This window comes from Thermoplasma acidophilum DSM 1728 (genome assembly GCF_000195915.1).
GTDB lineage: Archaea > Thermoplasmatota > Thermoplasmata > Thermoplasmatales > Thermoplasmataceae > Thermoplasma > Thermoplasma acidophilum.
This window is the reverse complement of the sequence record NC_002578.1, coordinates 99,412-118,295: the sequence shown is the minus strand read 5'-3', so window position 1 is coordinate 118,295 and position 18,884 is coordinate 99,412. Positions and strand designations below refer to the sequence as shown.

The following is an 18,884-nucleotide window of genomic DNA, read 5'->3' as shown; positions in this document are numbered from 1 at the left end:
CCGTGACAGAAAAACTGTATTACGACGACATGTATATGAAGGAGTTCCAGGCTGAGGTTGTTTCTGTGGACTCCAACGGCATTGTGCTTGACAGAACTGCGTTCTATCCAACCGGTGGAGGCCAGCCCAACGACACCGGAATCATTGTGAATGACGACAAGACTTACAGAGTTGTGGATGTGCAGAAGCATGGTGACGATGTTGTTCACATCCTTGAGAGCGTAGACGGCCTGAAAGCCGGTGATAGGATATACGGAAAGATAGACTGGGAGCGCAGATATGCCCACATGAGGTATCATACTGCGATCCACATACTGGATGGTATTGTGTCAGCAAAGCACAATTCTGAGGCCTTGCTGACCGGCGGGCAGATCTATGAAGATCGTTCCCGCATTGACATGAACATCGAGAATTTCACAAAGGAGTTCGTGGATCAGATTATACAGGAGGCTAACGAATTTATATCCGAAGGCCATCGCGTATACGCGGAAAACATATCAAGGGAGGAGGCCATGAAGAGACCAAATCTCGCAAGGACGGAGCCAGGAAGGAAGCTCATAGAATCTCTTCCCGTTGTAAGAATAATAGTCATAGAGGGGCTGGACGAACAATCAGATGGCGGTACGCACGTTGCAAACACTAGAGAAGTTGGAAAAATAGTGCTCAGGAAGATAGAGAATAAGGGCAGGAAGAACAAACGCATAGAATTCGAACTGAGCCCTGCATGAGGATGAAGATATCAATTTTACCATGATTCTTTAAATTATGATCCATTATATTTATTTGTGATAATCATATTAATTTAATAAATTATATCTTTTAAATAAAACCTTTCGTTGCGGAACTCATATAATGGTACATCTGCCTAATGTATACACTGCATTCCATGGATCAGATATTTATATATACCATCTTTCAGCTGAAACAACTATGCTCGCGATCGACGAATCAGAACTCAATCAGCATGCAATGAAATGGATAGAGGGAATAAAGAAATTCACAGAGGCAGAGGATGTTGTGGTATGTGATGGGACGCCTGAGGAGTTCAAACAGATATCCAATGAATTAATCAAATCTGGTGAGTTCATAAAGCTCAATGAGAATCGTTATCCAAACTCGTTCCTATACAGGAGCGATAGGACGGATGTTGCGAGAAGTGAGGAACGGACATTCATAGCAGCGCCCGATGCCAGCATGGCCGGATCTCTGAACAACCACATGACGCTGCAACAGGTCAGCGAAGTTTGGAACAAATTTTTCAGAGGTGCTTACAGAGGAAAAACCATGTTCGTAATACCTTATGCACTGGGCCCGCTTAATTCAAGATTCACAGACTATGGCATTGAGATCACCGACAGCAGATACGTTGTGCTTAATCTCCACTACATCACGAGGATGGGCAAACAGGTTATTGGAAGCATGCCTGAAAAGTTCGTTAAGGGCGTGCATGCGACGGGCACGCTTGATCCTGGAAACAAGTTCATAATACATATCCCGTGGGACAAGCCTGAAGGGGTGGATGCTGACATACTCAGCGTTAATACAAACTACGGTGGAAATGCACTACTGAGCAAGAAATGCCATGCACTCAGGATAGCTTCGGTGAGGGCAAGAAAAGAGGGGTGGCTGGCAGAGCACATGCTGCTGCTTGAGGTGGAAGACCCGCATGGAAGAAAGGTTTACATAACAGGTGCATTCCCCAGCGCCAGCGGAAAGACAAACCTGGCAATGATAAACCCTCCAAAGCAGTATGCAGAGGCTGGATGGAAGACCAGGCTCTTAAGCGACGATATAGCTTGGATGAAGATGAAGGACGGTATGCTGTACGCTACAAACCCTGAAAACGGTTTCTTTGCCGTTGTACCTGGTACGAACTACAGAACAAACAAAAATGCCATGATCACGCTGAGCAGAAATACCATATTCACCAACACAGGCATGACGAAGACAGGCGAACCATGGTGGGAGGGCCTCGATCCGCTGCAGGAGGAACTGTACGATTGGAAAGGTGTTCTCAGGAAACCCGATGGTGAACCAATAGCGCATCCCAACTCCAGGTTTACGTCTCCGCTTTCAAATTATCCGTTTTTATCGGACAGATCGGAAGATCCGGAAGGTGTTCCAGTCTCTGCCATACTGTTCGGTGGCAGGCGCGCATCACTGGTGCCTCTCGTTTACGAGGCATTCAACTGGAACCACGGCGTCTTCATGGGCGCGACGATGGGCGTGGAGAAGACTGCGGCATCTGAGGGAAAGGTAGGCGAACTCCGGAGGGATCCGATGGCCATGCGTCCTTTCTGCGGCTACAATATATCTGATTACTTCAGGCACTGGATAGAGATGGGACGGAAGCTAAGCCGCAGGCCGAAGATATTCTACGTCAACTGGTTCAGAAGAAGACAGGATGGGTCTTTCATATGGCCGGGCTTCTCCGAGAACTTCAGGGTCATAGAATGGATACTGTATAGGCTGGACCACAATGACAATGCCATAGAGACCCCAATTGGATACATCCCTGAGAATATAAACACAGATGGCCTGAACCTTACCAAACAGGATATGGAGGAACTCTTCAGGATCGACAGAGATGGATGGAGGGAGGAAATGAAGAGTATCGGAGATTACTTCAGCCAGATAGGAAATATACCGGAGGATCTCCTGATCGAATTCGAGATGGAAAAGAGAAGGATATCTTAGGATGTAGGTACGCTGTCCAGGAAGAGGAATTTCTTGATGTCCTCCTTCTTATTTTCAAGGATAGAGTTCAGCTGATCTATCATCTTGTTCCTCAGATCCACGCTGATGCTTCCCTTCTTCTCTATGCCGATTAGAACATCGCCTATTGCAACCTGGTAACCATAATATATGCTGACATCGACGCTGCTCTTCTTCCTGATCATATCCCTGTAGAAATCTCCTGCAAGCATTGTGCCACCTAGAACCGAATATTTTCCAGATCTTCCAAAGATTCTGGACTTGGCATTCAGCAGATCCGCAATGTACGATGAGCTCTCCTCAAATATTGAAATGGCGTATCTGTTTCCTGATCTCGCCATAGCAGATACCTGTGGCGCAAGAGCAGCTACAACCCTTTTAGCTATCTTCTCCTTTGATATTGCGTAAACGGTCTCATAGAGATCCATGCCGAAATAACGCCTGACGACATCGAGGAAGCCTGTCTCTGCTATGCCATCATGTTCCCGTTCAGCAAACAGTATGGCCTGCTTTGCCATCCAGCTAGCGGAGGCTTCATCGCCTATGAACCAGCCCCAACCTCCAAATCTCTCAGGATCGCTGCCATTCTTTATGAAACCCACGCTCCCAGTGCCAGGGGCAAAAACAACGCCATCGTCATTCAAATTCGCAAACTTGTATGCACCCAGGCCGTCTGAATAAACATCAGCATGGCCAACGATGGATCGGACTATGTCTTTCCCAAGTTCTGTGGCTTCCCTGCTGTCCCCTATGCCAGCAAGCCCGAATACCCTTATCCCGATACCATCCAGGTCTGTTCCTGCCTCGGAGCATGCCTTGCGCACTGCATCTGATATATTGGATTCGGCTGTTTCCCTTGGGGCATTGGTAAAATTTGATGGGCCGGATATGCCTACACCCATTATCCTTTCGCTGCGTTCATCGAAAACTATGGCAAGCGTCTTTGTAGAACCCCCATCAACACCGAGAATCATCATCTCTTCCTCCATCTGTTCAGCAGATCCGTTACCTCTTTCCGTGTGAATAGCATGGAGAAATATAATGCCTCTTCCTCCATAGCGCGGTCGACTGGCAGGTCCAGTGATGCATTGACGAGCTTCTTTATGTACTGAAGGGTCACCGCCGGTTTTGACGAGATATCCTCAACTATCTTCCTCGCCTGATCCTCATCGTCCACAACTTCGTCCACAAGGCCAATGGCCTTTGCCTCGCTGGCGTTCATCCTGCGCCCGCTCATCGCCATGTACATGGCTATTCCGCTGCCCACGATCCTTGGCAGTATGACGTTTCCACCAGCCCCTGCGTTTATTCCTATGGAGACCTCTGGCTGCCCTATGATGGCGTCCTTCAATGCTATCCTTATGTCAGCAGATTCTGCAAGCTCAAGGCCTCCTCCCAGTGAGTATCCCTTCAGTATCGCTATCACGGGTTTCGGAAGATCCCTCATCTTCCTGGATAAACGGTTCATGGCCATCCTGAATTCATAGGCTGAAGAGCTGTCGAACGAGGACAGCATATCTATATCGGCGCCTGCCGAGAAGTCCTTTCCCTTACCTGATATGGCCACTGCACGTATCTTTTCATCAGAGCATGCTTCATCCAGCGCTTTCTCCAATCCCTTTATGGATTCAATGTCAAGTGCATTCTTCTTATCGGGCCTGTCTAGATAGACGTAGATCGCAGATCCAACCATGTTTTTCAAGACCGGCATATGTATCAAAAAAATAGCCTTCGGTTATATTTTTATCTTGCTTTTTCTTGCCAAGGTTCTATCAGGCTAGAGGCCTTCCAATGGCTGCATCTCCTAGTGCATCACCACTCATCCGGAACTTCGTAGCTTTCCGCTTCAACTATCATCGCATGCTTATGCACCCATTTCAGCATGAGGCTATTCCTATCATATTATATGCAACAAATCATATAATCTTGCCAGCAGATAAAGCCTCTACGCTATTGGTTAGGATGGAGTTTTTAATGTTTCTACCGATAAAGAATATTATTTCATCCTATGGTTGCATCCTCAAATTTTTAATGGGGTTCGGCATACCTCTGCGTTATGAAAATAATAGGCCTTCAATCATCTTCAAGCCTTGCCAGAAAGGTTGCAGAACAGCTCCATAGCGAACTTGTTTTACCTGAGGAAAGGCGTTTTCCAGACGGCGAATTATACGTTCGGTACGATGCTGATCTGAATGGAGAGGACGTGTTCATAATCGGGAATACACACACCGATGCGGAGATCATAGAGATGATCCTCAGCCTATCGGCAGTCAGAGATTATCAAGTAAAAAGCGTTAACATCATAGCACCATACTACGGCTATGCAAGGCAGCACCAGAGATACAGAAGAGGCGAACCCATATCGTCGCAGATATTCACGGAGATCTTTGCCTCCTACAGCACAAGCATAGCTACGGTTGACATACATGACGAACAGACCCTGAGCTATTCAAAGGTCAGATTCACCGACCTGCATGCCGATCGTTCAATAATAGATTTTTACAGGCATGTGGACATCGATTATGTGGTATCGCCGGACGATGGAGGGTTGCAAAGAGTAAAGCACGTGGCAGAGGCCCTCGGAAAGAAATATTTCTACATAGAGAAGAAGAGAATAGATGATAGAACCGTTGAAATGAAGGCTCCAGACATAGATCTTAATGGGAAAAAGGTTCTGATACTGGATGATATAATATCAACAGGCGGAACCATAGCAAAATCATCATCGATCCTCAGGCAAAAGGGTGCGTCGAAAATATACGTGTCTGCCATACATGGCCTCTTCGTGAACAGCAGCGAATCAAAGATCCTGGAAAATGCAGATGAAATACATGTAACGGATACGGTCGCTGGAAAATTCTCCGACATATCTGTTTATCAGGTAGTTTGTGATTACATAGCTGGTAAACATGCCTGAGCTCAGAACTTGCCATGGCCCGTATCGTGGCAGAGAATGCCCGGTCTGCGGAAAGCCGGGAAAGATACTCATGAATGAGAGGGAGGTGGATGAGGTCAGCAGGACGCTGGCAGCCATCCTTAGGCATGATCCAGAGAGGTACCACATAAGGCTAGACAGCCATGGCTATGCCAGGATAGCGGGCATAGTAACGGTGCTGAGAAAGTACAAGGGAATGAAATGGATAACTTTTGACCATATCTTGTCCTTGGCCGAGACCGATCCAAAGGGAAGATATCAGGTTTCAGGCGTGCTCATCAGAGCTATGTACGGCCACACGATACCGGTCGATCTCAGCGATCTGCCTGAAGACAACATACCTGATGTCCTGTACTACCAGTCATCGGCCGCTGAAGCGCCGCTTGTCAAGGAAGCTGGCATATATCCTTCAGATAAGACATGGGTGCATCTTTCTGGAACATACAGGAGATCGTATGTGTCCGGCTTATATCACATCGATGATCCCTTCATACTGCGCATAGACGCGAGATCGATGATTGATAGCGGGCATGATATATACAGATCCAGCGATGATATCTACCTGACCAGGGAGATACCTCCAGAATACATTCAGGACGCGGAACCAGAAGAGGTCACGCTGACGGAAGAGGAAAAAATGGATATAGATAGAGTGAGGAATAAAAACAAAAAGGATCAGTGAACAGGTTTTTTCATCCTGTTGATTATCTCCTCACCGAATTCAGAGCATTTAAGTGCTTTTACGTTAAGAAGCCTTGCAATGTCCTGCGTCAGCTTCTGATCCCTGTACGTCTGCATTATTGCCTCATCGAGTATGTTCGCAGCCTCGTTCCAGCCAATGTGTTGCAGCATCATCTCTCCGGAGAGTATCAGCGATGTTGGGTTTGCAACATCCATGCCAGCGTACTTCGGTGCTGTTCCATGCACGGCCTCAAATACGGCATAGTGGTCGCCTATATTCGCTCCAGGTGCCAGGCCTATGCCGCCGACCTGGGCCGCCAGGGCATCTGAAAGGTAGTCGCCATTCAGATTGGGCGTCGCAATGACATCGTACTCCTGCGTCCTGGTCAGGACCTGCTGGAACATGTTGTCCGTTATTCGATCCTTTATGACGATCTTGTTCGAGTATTTTTCAGGATCCTGAAGGTATTCCGTTTCCGTCACGGTGTAGTTGCCGAACTCCGTCTTAGCAACCTCATAACCCCATTCCTTGAATGCCCCCTCAGTGTACTTCATTATGTTTCCCTTATGCACAAGCGTTACGCTCTTCCTCTTGTTAGCTATAGCATACTGTATAGCCTTCCTGACAAGCCTCGTGGACTTGAACTTGCTTATGGGCTTTATCCCTATGCCGGTATCGCTTGTTAGGTTTATGTTGAATGTTGACGCCAAGAATTCCCTGACCTTCTTGGCTCCATCTGAATCGTACCTCCATTCTATGCCGGCATACAGGTCCTCGGTGTTCTCCCTGAAGACGACCATGTTCATATATTCTGGATGAACTACAGGGGAAGGCACGCCTGGGAAGTATCTTACAGGCCTGATGTTCGCATAAAGATCGAGGTACTGCCTCAAAGTGACGTTAAGGCTCCTGAAGCCTTCTCCTATTGGGGTTGTCAGAGGTCCCTTCAGCGAAACTACACACTTTTTCAGTTCATCTAGCGATGACTGGGGAAGCCTGTCACCGGTCTTATCGTAGGCCTCATCTCCTGCAAGTATCTTCTTCCATTCTATTGAACGCTTTCCACCATAGGCGATGTCAAGAGCTGCGTTGAGTACGTTTATCGTTGTCTTTGATATATCAGGTCCTATTCCATCGCCCTCTATATATCCTATAGTTACTCTATCTGGAACCTGAAGGGTTCCATCCTCCTTCACTTGAATATATGCCATATGACTTGAATAGCACCATTCTAATTTATACTTATCATCTAGCTACGAAATCAGTCGAAATACATCTTTTTAAGTAAAGAAACAGGAAAATAATTAACGAAAAATCAATAAAACAATGCCTTAAACGCCTGATAATAGTAATCAGCAGGTGGCTGTCCATAGGCTGTCGGCCGGTCTGCCATCGCGTAGACTATATCTGAAACATAGTATCCCGCAAGCGCCCTCCAGAATGTCCTTCCCATAGGTACATATGCGATGGGCTTCCTGCGATTCTTCCTGATGTCTATGATCCTTTTCAGATCTCCCAGAAATTCCTGATCTTCGGAATAGGAACAGGCAACCTTAACCATATCAACATCACTATCGATCATGCGATCAAGCGCAGACATCATGGCTTCGGAATCTGATGTGTGATACGATCCTATGACCTTCGTCACGGTGGGTTTTGCCTCGAGCTTTCCTATCAGATCCATGTCTATATCGACGGCTGGTGCCATCTTCCTTATCGCAGTCTCATAGTATTTCCTGGCATCCTTTCCACGGTACGTGAATATGTAGTCTATATCCATCTCTCTCATGGCTGATATTAGCTCCTCTTCATCGGAGATCTCCCTCTCCGTGAACATATCGAAACGTATTTCGTATAAATTCTTGTCTGATAGAACCTTTGTCTGCAACCTTTCCACGAACGTACTCACGTCCTCGTAGAAGACCGACGTCACAACTATTGGCATTGGGTTGCCTATCACAAACTTTCCGATGCTTATCTTGTCCCCACTGTACAACGGCACGGCACATGATCATCGAACAGGTTAAAAACATATTGGAGCGAACGATTTCAGGCATCAGGATCTTGCAGGGCAACTTAGGGATACGCTTCAGACTGCATATCAGGAAAATACCACTGCAATTCGCTAAAAATTTTAATGTAGAATACCTGAATTTTCTCTATTGTTTCATCATTAAATGGTCTCTTCCGATCAATTTAATGGCGCGAACTAAGCTTTGCCGTTCTTTATCAGGCTGTTTATGTGCTGTACGTTGTTCCTGTAGTTTTCTATGGCCATCTTTATGTTGATCTCTACCCATGACCATGCCTTCTCCAGATCGCCCGATCTTATCCTGTATTTTTTCACCTTTCCATCCTTGATCTCCTCCAGTATGTCCAGGTATTTCAGCTTGTTCAGATGCCTGTAGAGCGTGGATCTGCTTGTGTTTAGATAGGACATTAGCTCTTCTGGTGTCCAGTATCTTTCACTGTGTATAAGGAAGCACTCCTTGAACAGCCTGAAGTATACGGAGTTCTTTATGGAGTTCATGTCTGTTGAGGGGCTTATCCTCGGTATGTAGCCTATGTCTGAGAGAAAATATGCTATGCTTCTGTCCAGATCTGATTCATCAACCCTTGATGGCACTGACGTTATTGATATTTTAAACATCCCATGAATATTATCTGCGGAGTAGATAACATTTTTCCCAATGTAGAATTGCGTCTGCTTGGTATTGGATGACCTTCAGGGTCATGATTTTATGACGGCGAATCCCTTAAACATGACCCAATTTGCCCATTTTACTGCTGATGATGATCATGGCCGTGCATAAGCTGTTGACAAGGCATTTCTTATGCTTTTAGTGTCAGCTTGTAGAGCACTATCGCTTCAAATTCAAAGCTGATCTTCTTTATGATGAAATAATCGTAACCCATCATCCTGAACATGCCTTCGTTGTCCGTCAGATCAGACAGAACAATGTAGATCTGACCAGATGCGCTAAGATGTTCCCTGGCCTGGCCCAGAAACCGTGAAACAACCTCCAGATTCCTTCCTCCGCTCCATGATGCATCCTCGCCCTCTACAGGTATGTATGGGGCATTGAACAGAATCGTATCGTATGTACCGCTGACGCCTGAGAACAGATCTGATCGGTATACCTTCAGAGTCAGGCCATTCCTAGAGGCGTTGTCCTTTGCACATTCGACGGCGAGATCGCTTATGTCCACAGCTTCTATGTCGCATCCCCTCTTCAGAAAGCAAATGGAAACTATACCTGTACCGCAGCCAATCTCTATGGCCTTCCCTGAGCAGGATGCGTATTCTATGATAAGAAAAGAATCTTCGGACGGTGGATAGACACCGTCACATTCCGCAATATCAAGATCGCAGTAATGCATGGGATCCTTCTTCATGTTACTTTGAAGATGTAACCCATCTCCCTGAGCGTTGATAGTATCCTGTCCAGATGATCCTGCCCCCTAACGTTGACGCTGAATATCACGCTCTGGAAGCCTGGAGGTGTCTCCTTCCTGAGATTGTCGACCTCCGCATGGTATATATTTCCACCGTTCTTTGCTATGGCCTCCGCAATCCTGTAAAGATTTCCTGGCCTGTCCGGTATTATGCATTCTATGCGCACCAGCTGCCCAAGGTTCTCCAGCTCCTTGTATATTATCTTTGACATCAGCAGCGGGTTTATGTTGCCGCCTGATACGACGATAGCAACCTTCCTTCCCTTTACATCGACTTTGCCCTCCATTATCGCAGCCAGGCCAACTGCTCCAGAAGGCTCCGCAACTATCTTCATTCTCTCGAAGAGCCTGTATATGGCTTTGGAAACAGATTCTTCGGTCACCGTCACTATATCATCGACGTAATCTTTTGCTATGTTGAAGGTCAGATCGCCAGGATATTTGACAGATATGCCATCGCATATGCTAACACCGCTTGTATGCGCTACGATCTTCCCCTCCCTTAAGGAGGCCTTCATGGAATCGGACAGTTCTGACTCTATGCCTATTATGCGCACATGCGGATTGTGGTGCTTGGCCGCCAGTGCTATGCCAGAGATGAGGCCACCGCCGCCAACAGGAACAATTATGGTGTCGATGTCAGGCCTGTCCTCCATTATCTCCAGCCCTATCGTTCCCTGGCCGGATATCACCCATCTGTCATTGAATGCCTCTATGAAAACCCGGTTTTCCTTCCTTGCGAGATCGTCAGCGTACCTGTGCGCCTCATCGTAGTCGAAGCCATGAAGTATCACCTCGGCGCCATAGCCGGCGACCGCGTTTACCTTCTGAGGTATGGTGTACTCCGGCATTACGATCTTCGCGTTTATGCCGTTGACCTTTGCAGCATACGCCACACCCTGCGCGTGGTTTCCCGCGCTGGCCGTTAAAACGCCTCTCCTTCTGTCATCTTCGCTCAGCTTGGAGAACTTGAAAAGAGCGCCTCTGGACTTAAATGACCCTGTCTTCTGGAAATTCTCAAGCTTGAAGTACATCTCGGAACCGTACTCGTTTCCGAACGTCGTGGACTTTATCAGCGGCGTCCTGTTTATGCGGCCCTCCAAATAGGCCTTTGCAGAAAGGATATCCTCGTATGAAGGTATCGCTTCGCTGTCCATGACGGTTAATCGCCGCCCTGGTTATAAATGAGTTGCAGTCTTGAAATTAGATCGTACAATTCTGGCAATTGCCTGATGTACAATAAAAATTAAAAAATTGTTCGATTAAGGCTAAAGGCCCTAAAAATTGAAAAAAAATCATGAGGCCAGTATCTTTTTGAGCGAATATTGCAGTATACCGCCACTTTTTATGTAATCCGATTCAGCTGGCGTATCTACCCTGAGCCTCACATCGATGGTGTGTTTCTCACCCTTCTTGTCCGTATAGGTAATCTTTGCCTTCGATCCCGGATCGATGCTCCCTATGTCAACGTCTATTGTCTTTGTATAATCGATATCCTGCGGATTGAAGCCTTCGTACTCGATGGGTATCACACCCATTCCAACGAGGTTGCTGCGATGTATCCTCTCGTAGCTCTTTGCTATGACGGCCTTCACTCCCAGAAGGTATGTGCCCTTCGCTGCCCAGTCTCTGGAGCTTCCGGTACCGTATTCCTTGCCAGCTATGACGACAACCGGTATGCCCATCTTCTTGTACTGCATGGCAGCATCGTAAACGGACATCTCCTTGTTCTCTGGTACGAATAATGTGTATCCTCCCTCTCTCTTCACCATGAGGTTTTTTATCCTGACGTTTGCGAACGTACCCCTCATCATGACCTCATGGTTTCCGCGCCTGGATCCATACGAGTTGAAATCCTCTGGCTTGACGCCGTTCTCAATCAGGTATTTGGCGGCGGGGCTGTCCTTTGCTATGGATCCTGCAGGGGATATGTGATCCGTTGTAATCGAATCTCCGAGGACGAGCAGTGGATAGGCACCCTTGATGCGGAAATCTGTGAACTCCTGATCCAGCCTGAAATTCTCGAAGAACGGCGGGTTCCTTATGTATGTGCTCTTTGGATCCCAGGCATAGGTTGGGGATGAAGGTGCATCTATCTTTTCCCATCTCTCATTGGTTATGTTTCCATACCTCTTCTCGAACATGTCCTTCCTGACGTATTTGTTTACAGCCTCATTGATCTCTTCGTTAGTGGGCCATATATCCTTCAGGTAGACCTTCTTTCCACCTACCGTCGCTATCGGATCCTTGTTGAGGTTAACGGTTATGTTTCCGGCCAGTGCGTATGCGACCACAAGCGGAGGTGACATTAGGTAGTTTGCCTTTACGTCCTTGTGTATTCTGGCCTCGAAGTTGCGGTTCCCAGAAAGCACAGATACCACGCTGAGATTGTTGTTGACTATTGCGTTACCCAGATCCTGATCCAGCGGACCGCTGTTTCCTATGCAGGTTGTGCATCCATATCCGACTATATAGAAGCCAAGCTTCTCAAGGTATGATAGGAGTCCGGATTCAGTCAGGTAATCCGTAACGACGCGCGATCCTGGGGCCAGGCTTGTCTTGACTTTTGGATTCACCTTCAGGCCAGCTTCCACAGCCTTCTTGGCAAGCAGCCCAGCAGCTATCATCACGTATGGATTGCTTGTGTTGGTGCAGCTGGTTATGGCTGCTATAACTATATCTCCATCCGACAGTTCTAGGTTTTGGCCCTTCATCTTGAGTGGGACTTTACGCAGCGTAACCAGGCGGTCGCCTCCGTTCTGTTCGAGCGTGGAGAGGAAGCTTGCCGGAACCTGATCGAGATCCAGCCTCTGCTGAGGGAGCTTTGGGCCGGCCACACTGGGCTTGACGGTGGACAGGTCTAGTTCTATCACCCTTGTGTACTTCGGTTCTGCGCCCTCTCCGAAAAGCCCCTGCGCCTCCAGATATTTCTTTATCAGATCTATGTGATCCTTTGGCCTTCCAGTCGTCTCCAGATACTGCAGCGTCTGATCGTCTATCGGGAACAGTGCGCACGTTGCACCGAACTCAGGGCACATGTTTGATATCGTTGCCCTCTCAGGCACGGATAAATATTTCACGGATGGCCCGAAGAACTCAACGAACTTGTCCACAACGTTGACCTTTCTGAGCATCTCGGTGACTGTTAAGACAACATCCGTAGCTGTTACGCCCGGTTGCATCTTTCCCTTGATCCGAACGCCGATGACCTCAGGCAGGGATATCGTTATTGGCTGGCCGAGCAATGCAGCTTCTGCCTCTATTCCGCCGACACCCCAGCCCAGTACGCCTATGCCGTTTATCATGGTTGTGTGTGAGTCCGTGCCCACAAGCGAATCGAAGTAAGCGTAATCTTTACCATCCTTTTTTCCTTCGAAAACGACCTCTGCCAGATATTCAAGATTGACCTGGTGTATTATACCGGTACCTGGCGGTATGACTTTGAAGTTCTTGAAAGCCTTCTGTGCCCACTTGAGGAACCTGTACCTCTCCATATTCCTGTCAAATTCTAATTCCTCATTCTTCTCCAGGGCGAACGTTTCCCCGTAATAATCAACCTGAACCGAATGATCTATTACAAGATCCACCCTCACCTGAGGATTTATGAGCTCTGGGTCCTTTCCAAGATTCTTGACGGTATCCCTCATCGAGGCAAGATCAACAACTGCAGGCACACCTGTGAAATCCTGCATGACCACACGTGAGACCTTGAACCTTATCTCGGTATCGGCAACATTCTCCGCATTCCAGTTGAGAATGGCATTTATGTCGCTATCTGAAATTGATCTTCCATCCAGATTCCTGACCATCGACTCTAGTATTATCCTCAGGGATCTTGGGAGGCTGTTCACCTTTTCACCGAAGATCTTCCTCAGTGGATAATAGTAAACCTTCTTTCCGTTCACTTCAAAAGAATCTGTCTTTATTTCTACCATAATAAGATATAGCTAGATGAGATTATACCTTTTCGTTTCAAAACAATGATGCATAATCCGCATTCATCATTGCATGATCCGAAAATATTGTAGATGATCAAAGGATACCCATAACCATTGATCCTATGATATTTCGCTCCATGAAAGTGAAGACCTTGGCAAGGCAAACCGATGGGCATCCTTATTTTTTGGCCATGTAGGATCTTGAATGCTCAATGGACCTCATGAGGAATATTCCAGCGAGCAGTATTATTTCGTAATAGATGAAATACAGTATCGTCACTGAAAACACGCTGTCAGATAACCATGTGCTCAGCGGTGCATTTATCGGACCGGGGGCTGCAAGAGTGTAATTGTAGAACGTAAAGGTGTAATTGTATATGCCGAGTGGGAGCGAACCGGGCGATGCAACATAGTAGACGACCATCTGATCGCCCGATGTGTAATTTTTCAGCATATTGTTAGTTACGTTGTATACGTATCCTGGAGAAGCTATACGCAAGCTGAAATTGAGATCCTTAAGATCCTTGTAATTGCTTATATCAAGCGAGAAGTTGTAGGCTGGGAAATTGCCGGAGAATGGCTTCACGCTTGCGGTGGCTGTGATCGAACCTGCGGGTGTTGTATACGATGCCGAAACTGGATGATCAGTTGAATAATAAACCTGGGCCTCCGCTGATGCGATGAGGACCGCAGCCAGAAAAACTATGACAACGCCATAGAGCAGCCTCTTCTTCAGCCCGTAGAGGCCAAGATAGTGCATCAGCACGAGTATTATTATCGGAACCAGAAATACAAGTAGGAAAAGGCTCTCGAAGTATGATACAAGGTATCCAAGGCCGTAAGCCAGCAGCGCAACCACGATGAGGATGAATACCGCGCTGTACTTTCTGATTTTAGCATTTACAGGCATAATGGGGGATTACCGCAAAAGACCTATTTAAAGTTGAGCGCTTGTTCACTGCCCGCAAAATTTGCATTACAATGAACAAATTTTATTCAAGAAATGCGGGTCAGGCAATTTTGCAAGGATTGCATATGATCAGACCGAGAATTCATCCTTATCGGACATTATCAGATCCATGGCCAGTTCTGCTATATCCGTACCGTAAAGGCCGATCCTTGAGATCTCCTCGGCTACGGAGCTGAGGACCGAATCATAGCTGAGGATCTTAAGGAGTTCGTACTTTCTTGACGTTATCTCGCTCTTCCTGTTTATAATGCCGTCTATCTCCCCGAAGTTCTTTGAATAGAATGTCTCCATAGCCTGGTTGTAGACATCCTTTGAATATGCCAGGTTCTCCACCATCTTCTCTTTTCCCTTTATTCCCTTCCTGTTTTTAATGGCCTGGCATATATTGACAGCATGATCGGCTATTCTCTCCAGTATCCTTGAAAGAACAAGTATGTAGACGTTTGATCTGTCGTCCCTGCACCTTATCTTGACCTCACGGTATATGTACCACTGATATCTGTCAACCTCATCGTCCCTGAGTATGATGTTTTCGACAAGATCATCATCTTCATCCTGTATCGCCTTGATCGTGTCCTCTATCATCGTGGATACATTCAGAGACATCCTCCTGATGGCCTTCTGAAGCGGAAAAGTACTGGCATTGAGCACGTTCTGGAGCACTATGCTCCTGGATGTTTCTTCGATAACCTCTATTCCCATTACTACCTTGGCAAAGCGCTTTATATCGTCTCTCATCTCCGCCGTCATTTTATCCTTTGAGACAACGACAAGCGTGTCAAATCCAGATATATAAGTTGAAGTGAGAAGCCTCTGCAGGGGTTTTCCCGTGTATGATCCAGGAAGCGTTATTTTTTTGGTGATCTCGGGTTCACTGTTTTCCGGAGCGGTCACTACGAGATCGCTGCCCTGATCGATGACAGAAACCTCACTGCCCTTGCCTATATTGTTCCTCTTGATCCATTCCGGTGGAAGCGATATAATGTACGTTGATCCACCTGTTACCTGCACCTTTCTCGTCACACGTTCCATGACTATTTATCATATATATTAATAAAAGGTTTTCCATATCAGTATATATAGCATCTTGGCTTGATTGGGGTTGTTCGTTCATTGGCTGGAAAATTATATATCGATTTTTTTGATGACATCCTGTGATACCATGGCGGACATGCAGACTATCATGAAGGCTCAGGCCGAACTATCATACGTCAACGAGAGGCTACAGCAGATACATCAGAACAGGCCAGAACAGGGCTATGATAAGCACGAATATGAAGTGCTGATGCAGAGGAAGGCGCAGCTCCTAGCGATCCTCAACAGGAGAGAATGAAGTCTCGTTCCTCCTGCGTAAAAGCATTTATAGCATACAGTGAGCTACTCCTCAGCTGAAGCTTTGGATCTTCTTCCTGATTCAACGACACGCGACCAATACCTTTATGATTTAGATATCCCGTCGAGATATACCATAGGCGTAAATTCGGATCACACCAGCTGTATTTTTTAATATCTGCATTGACATTATAAACTCCTCTATTTGGGGAAGTCCGTGTATCCCATCGCTGAAGATGGGAGTTTTACTGCATCCCCTAAACCTCTAACTTTCTTATAAATTGATGGGATGAATGAACTAGCCTCTCTGCGATGCATGATCTTATAAGAGCTTGTATTTTCCTGTTATCTTATCAAGTTTTTCCTCTTCGTCCGGCCCAAGGCCTATGCATGTTATCGTTCCGGGCTCAACCTGGGTATAACCTCTATCCTGGACAATTTCATTGACTATGCCCATGGAATCTGCCATGCGCTTGATCTCCATTATTTCGTCAAGATCGTTTACCTTTACCACTATCTTGCGCTGCCCTTCATCATACCATTCGTTGAAGACGTCCCTGTTTATCTTCATGGATCTTATAGCACATGTGACGGCTGCGTGCGCAACCTGAGCGGCGATCTTGCCCTTTCCCATGTCCAGATCCTTTCTGACTGCTATCACCATTTTCTTTACCATGGCACATCCTTCTTATGCATCTTGTATCCTATTATATTGACAGCCCGGTGTATCGGCGGTACAATAACCAGTATCACTATCATGGTCACATAGAAGTAATGATACATAAAAAACGGCCTTTCGAATATATATAGGAAGAGAAAGGCCATGAGGGCAAATGGCCACTGATCTAGGAGGCCTCCCTTGCCGCCACGATCTATGCCGATCCTCCTTTTCACGAATGAACCGGCTATATCGCCAGTCAGGGATCCTGTGGCCATTATGAAGGGTATGATGATCGCCTCAGCCAACGTTCCGTATGTTCCCAGGGCATAATTGAATAATGTAGATATCAGATAAATGATGAAGCCGGTTACCGTGCCTATTGCAATGCCGCCTGCGTATCCGCTCAACGTCTTGCCATTTCCGAGTATCCTGCGGCCATCGATGAATTTTTTTCCTCTATCTATTATGAAATGCCCTCCCGTGATAACCGCACCGGAATTGGCTATCAGCGCGGGTATGAACAGTATGATGGACTGCACAACGGATACTATCTCATTCAATAGCTGGCTAATCTACAGATATTTAATAAATTTCCCATATTCAGGCTAGCACCTGCGCTTCTCACTATTTCCTTCGCCAAGAAAATAGGTGCTGATCAGATCATGCCTGCAACGGTCTTCAGAATGTCTGCCTTCGTAATTATGCCCACAAGATTTCCAGCTTCTATCACCAGAACGGCATTTGAATATTTGAGAAGCTGGTAGATTATATTTACAGGTGTATTTCTGTCAACCTGTGGCAGGACATCGCTCATCACTCTCCTTACGGTGAGCCCTCTGAGTGAATCGATGCTCATGCCCTTCAGCAGCATGTCGTTTATGTTGTTCTCAGCTATCGTACCGATAACCTTATTCTCCTCATTAACGACAGGTAGCTGGGAAAAGCCCTTGTCCCTCATTATGTTGAGTGCATTAAGTATGGACTCATCTGATCTGCATACAACAACATTCCTGGTCATTATCCTGTCGCACGTCAGCACCATGGTGCTGGCCTTCTCACTGGACTTCGTCAGGTATTCGTATATCGCCTTTATCTTAGAATATGTCGGATTGATCGTGCCCTTCTCCAGCCTCGCTATGTATGACTGACTTACGCCCGTTACCTTGGCCAGATCCTTCTGGCTTATCCCAAGATTCTTCCGCATCTTTCTGAGCTCTTCAATGTTGGGCATCATTTCCATGGAGCTACATCACGAATAAATATAATAATATTACCTGAAGTAATAAAAAGGTGCATAAAATATAATCACGCATAAACGTGCGTACAGATCACATCTCAACCTTTTCAAATGTCGGATTCTCATAATCTCCGTGAAGCAAAGCGGCAGGAGTTTCCGGATCATGGTTGAAAACGCATACGTAGCCATCCCTTATAGCCTTCTTTATGAGTATCTTCTTCATCTGAACCGTCTTCAGCGGCTCAATATCTATGGCTGTCCTGTAGGGCAGCTTGAGATGGAAGGTCGACGGAACCAGATCGCCGAGGTACATGAGTCTGGTACTGCCGGTGTTCACGAGAATGACCTGATGGCCTGGCGTATGGCCGCCAGTCTTTATTACTGTGACGTACTTACCGATCCTCCTGGATCCGCTGATCGCAATCTTTCGCTTTAAATCTGAGTATCGTATAGTATAGTTTGCCTTCGTCACGGCATTCCTGTACCTGAGATCCCTGAACTCCAATGACTGGGCGTATGTGTAAGCGTTTCTGAAATCACTATTATGGCCAACGTGGTCAAAGTGCAGATGAGAGTTTATGATCATCGTGACAGAATCCGGATCACCGTGCTTCTTTATGTAATCGAGTATATCGCTGCTTTTTTCTATTTTATATATCTTCTGAAACTTCTCACTGAAATTATTCCCAAGGCCACTGTCTATGAGAAATGAGATGTCATCCCCATGGGCATAAACCACGTTTGTTGCAAGCTTTATCGTGTTATCCTCATCCTTGATCGTTCTAGACCAGATAGCTTTCGGTATGACCCCGAATATAGCACCGGCATCAAGGTAAAAGTACCCGTCATTCAGTATCTCCAATGTCAGGCCGGACATGCGATAATATCGCTACATCGAATTAAAGGTTTGCCGAAGCGGTTCTCTGTGATGCACCAACTTTTTAAAGACGCGTGTTTT

At 46.5% G+C, this 18,884-nt stretch carries 19 protein-coding genes; 5 read left to right on the top strand and 14 right to left on the bottom strand.

Annotated features, from left to right (window positions below; translation table 11 throughout):
- The first annotated feature begins 2 nt into the window (after window positions 1-2).
- Window positions 3-728 (top strand): alanyl-tRNA editing protein AlaXM, encoded by a 726-nt coding sequence (alaXM, locus tag TA_RS00620; RefSeq protein ID WP_010900551.1) that lies wholly within the window; start codon window positions 3-5, stop codon window positions 726-728.
- Between the two features lie 202 nt (window positions 729-930).
- A complete protein-coding gene (locus TA_RS00615) occupies window positions 931-2,697 on the top strand; it encodes a phosphoenolpyruvate carboxykinase (GTP) (protein ID WP_048162215.1) in 1,767 nt (588 codons plus the stop codon).
- Here the strand turns inward: TA_RS00615 and TA_RS00610 are convergent.
- Window positions 2,694-3,704 (bottom strand): N-acetylglucosamine kinase, encoded by a 1,011-nt coding sequence (locus TA_RS00610; RefSeq protein WP_010900549.1) that lies wholly within the window; start codon window positions 3,702-3,704, stop codon window positions 2,694-2,696. The two genes, TA_RS00615 and TA_RS00610, sit on opposite strands and share 4 nt — an antisense overlap.
- Window positions 3,689-4,426, bottom strand: coding sequence for an enoyl-CoA hydratase/isomerase family protein (locus tag TA_RS00605; protein WP_048161432.1), 738 nt, complete (start codon window positions 4,424-4,426; stop codon window positions 3,689-3,691). The genes TA_RS00610 and TA_RS00605 overlap by 16 nt, the downstream gene beginning before the upstream one ends.
- 345 nt (window positions 4,427-4,771) lie before the next feature.
- Here TA_RS00605 and TA_RS00600 point away from each other — a divergent pair, with 345 nt between their 5' ends.
- Window positions 4,772-5,632, top strand: a complete 861-nt coding sequence (locus TA_RS00600; RefSeq protein ID WP_010900546.1) for a ribose-phosphate diphosphokinase — start codon at window positions 4,772-4,774, stop codon at window positions 5,630-5,632.
- Window positions 5,625-6,332: an RNA 2'-phosphotransferase gene (locus TA_RS00595; RefSeq protein ID WP_010900545.1), complete on the top strand. Its 708-nt coding sequence runs from the start codon at window positions 5,625-5,627 to the stop codon at window positions 6,330-6,332. Before TA_RS00600 ends, TA_RS00595 begins: the two co-directional genes overlap by 8 nt.
- Here the strand turns inward: TA_RS00595 and icd are convergent.
- The 8 genes from icd to TA_RS00555 all read right to left on the bottom strand — a co-directional run bounded on the left by icd (window position 6,326) and on the right by TA_RS00555 (window position 15,728).
- Window positions 6,326-7,543 (bottom strand): isocitrate dehydrogenase (NADP(+)), encoded by a 1,218-nt coding sequence (icd, locus tag TA_RS00590; protein WP_010900544.1) that lies wholly within the window; start codon window positions 7,541-7,543, stop codon window positions 6,326-6,328. The genes TA_RS00595 and icd overlap by 7 nt on opposite strands.
- A gap of 104 nt (window positions 7,544-7,647) precedes the next feature.
- Window positions 7,648-8,334, bottom strand: a complete 687-nt coding sequence (locus tag TA_RS00585; RefSeq protein WP_010900543.1) for a type I 3-dehydroquinate dehydratase — start codon at window positions 8,332-8,334, stop codon at window positions 7,648-7,650.
- 207 nt (window positions 8,335-8,541) lie between these two features.
- Entirely contained in the window at window positions 8,542-8,982 is a 441-nt protein-coding gene (locus tag TA_RS00580; protein WP_010900542.1) for a helix-turn-helix domain-containing protein, read from the bottom strand.
- A 182-nt stretch (window positions 8,983-9,164) separates the two neighbouring features.
- Entirely contained in the window at window positions 9,165-9,728 is a 564-nt protein-coding gene (locus TA_RS00575; RefSeq protein WP_241761853.1) for a HemK2/MTQ2 family protein methyltransferase, read from the bottom strand.
- Window positions 9,725-10,945 carry a threonine ammonia-lyase gene (ilvA, locus tag TA_RS00570; RefSeq protein ID WP_010900540.1) on the bottom strand — a complete coding sequence of 407 codons (1,221 nt, stop codon included), beginning with the start codon at window positions 10,943-10,945 and terminating at the stop codon, window positions 9,725-9,727. The genes TA_RS00575 and ilvA overlap by 4 nt, the downstream gene beginning before the upstream one ends.
- Before the next feature lie 138 nt (window positions 10,946-11,083).
- Complete coding sequence (acnA, locus tag TA_RS00565; RefSeq protein WP_010900539.1) at window positions 11,084-13,723, bottom strand: aconitate hydratase AcnA; 2,640 nt, start codon at window positions 13,721-13,723, stop codon at window positions 11,084-11,086.
- A 181-nt stretch (window positions 13,724-13,904) separates the two neighbouring features.
- Window positions 13,905-14,636, bottom strand: a complete 732-nt coding sequence (locus TA_RS00560; protein WP_010900538.1) for a hypothetical protein — start codon at window positions 14,634-14,636, stop codon at window positions 13,905-13,907.
- A gap of 129 nt (window positions 14,637-14,765) precedes the next feature.
- Complete coding sequence (locus tag TA_RS00555) at window positions 14,766-15,728, bottom strand: phosphate signaling complex PhoU family protein (RefSeq protein ID WP_010900537.1); 963 nt, start codon at window positions 15,726-15,728, stop codon at window positions 14,766-14,768.
- 112 nt (window positions 15,729-15,840) lie between these two features.
- Between TA_RS00555 and TA_RS07935 the strand changes: the two genes are divergently transcribed.
- A complete protein-coding gene (locus TA_RS07935) occupies window positions 15,841-16,029 on the top strand; it encodes a hypothetical protein (RefSeq protein WP_156778452.1) in 189 nt (62 codons plus the stop codon).
- 321 nt (window positions 16,030-16,350) lie between these two features.
- Here the strand turns inward: TA_RS07935 and pth2 are convergent, their stop codons facing one another.
- From pth2 to TA_RS00535, 4 genes are all read right to left on the bottom strand, one after another.
- The gene (pth2, locus tag TA_RS00550) at window positions 16,351-16,704 is read right to left on the bottom strand and encodes a peptidyl-tRNA hydrolase Pth2 (protein ID WP_010900535.1); all 354 of its coding nucleotides are present in this window, start codon (window positions 16,702-16,704) and stop codon (window positions 16,351-16,353) included.
- The gene (locus tag TA_RS00545) at window positions 16,698-17,249 is read right to left on the bottom strand and encodes a CDP-2,3-bis-(O-geranylgeranyl)-sn-glycerol synthase (protein ID WP_241761852.1); all 552 of its coding nucleotides are present in this window, start codon (window positions 17,247-17,249) and stop codon (window positions 16,698-16,700) included. The genes pth2 and TA_RS00545 overlap by 7 nt, the downstream gene beginning before the upstream one ends.
- 95 nt (window positions 17,250-17,344) lie before the next feature.
- A complete protein-coding gene (locus TA_RS00540) occupies window positions 17,345-17,929 on the bottom strand; it encodes a helix-turn-helix domain-containing protein (protein ID WP_010900533.1) in 585 nt (194 codons plus the stop codon).
- Between the two features lie 88 nt (window positions 17,930-18,017).
- Entirely contained in the window at window positions 18,018-18,803 is a 786-nt protein-coding gene (locus TA_RS00535) for an MBL fold metallo-hydrolase (RefSeq protein WP_010900532.1), read from the bottom strand.
- Window positions 18,804-18,884 lie beyond the last annotated feature (81 nt).

What these genes read in the sequence shown, in the direction of transcription:
- TA_RS00615 (WP_048162215.1), top strand. Translation starts at nt 931, where the DNA reads ATGCTCGCGATCGACGAATCAGAACTCAATCAGCATGCAATGAAATGG.
- TA_RS00610 (WP_010900549.1), bottom strand. Translation starts at nt 3,704, where the DNA reads ATGGAGGAAGAGATGATGATTCTCGGTGTTGATGGGGGTTCTACAAAG.
- TA_RS00605 (WP_048161432.1), bottom strand. Translation starts at nt 4,426, where the DNA reads ATGCCGGTCTTGAAAAACATGGTTGGATCTGCGATCTACGTCTATCTA.
- TA_RS00600 (WP_010900546.1), top strand. Translation starts at nt 4,772, where the DNA reads ATGAAAATAATAGGCCTTCAATCATCTTCAAGCCTTGCCAGAAAGGTT.
- TA_RS00595 (WP_010900545.1), top strand. Translation starts at nt 5,625, where the DNA reads ATGCCTGAGCTCAGAACTTGCCATGGCCCGTATCGTGGCAGAGAATGC.
- icd (WP_010900544.1), bottom strand. Translation starts at nt 7,543, where the DNA reads ATGGCATATATTCAAGTGAAGGAGGATGGAACCCTTCAGGTTCCAGAT.
- TA_RS00580 (WP_010900542.1), bottom strand. Translation starts at nt 8,982, where the DNA reads ATGTTTAAAATATCAATAACGTCAGTGCCATCAAGGGTTGATGAATCA.
- TA_RS00575 (WP_241761853.1), bottom strand. Translation starts at nt 9,728, where the DNA reads ATGAAGAAGGATCCCATGCATTACTGCGATCTTGATATTGCGGAATGT.
- ilvA (WP_010900540.1), bottom strand. Translation starts at nt 10,945, where the DNA reads ATGGACAGCGAAGCGATACCTTCATACGAGGATATCCTTTCTGCAAAG.
- acnA (WP_010900539.1), bottom strand. Translation starts at nt 13,723, where the DNA reads ATGGTAGAAATAAAGACAGATTCTTTTGAAGTGAACGGAAAGAAGGTT.
- TA_RS00560 (WP_010900538.1), bottom strand. Translation starts at nt 14,636, where the DNA reads ATGCCTGTAAATGCTAAAATCAGAAAGTACAGCGCGGTATTCATCCTC.
- TA_RS00555 (WP_010900537.1), bottom strand. Translation starts at nt 15,728, where the DNA reads ATGGAACGTGTGACGAGAAAGGTGCAGGTAACAGGTGGATCAACGTAC.
- TA_RS07935 (WP_156778452.1), top strand. Translation starts at nt 15,841, where the DNA reads ATGACATCCTGTGATACCATGGCGGACATGCAGACTATCATGAAGGCT.
- pth2 (WP_010900535.1), bottom strand. Translation starts at nt 16,704, where the DNA reads ATGGTAAAGAAAATGGTGATAGCAGTCAGAAAGGATCTGGACATGGGA.
- TA_RS00540 (WP_010900533.1), bottom strand. Translation starts at nt 17,929, where the DNA reads ATGGAAATGATGCCCAACATTGAAGAGCTCAGAAAGATGCGGAAGAAT.
- TA_RS00535 (WP_010900532.1), bottom strand. Translation starts at nt 18,803, where the DNA reads ATGTCCGGCCTGACATTGGAGATACTGAATGACGGGTACTTTTACCTT.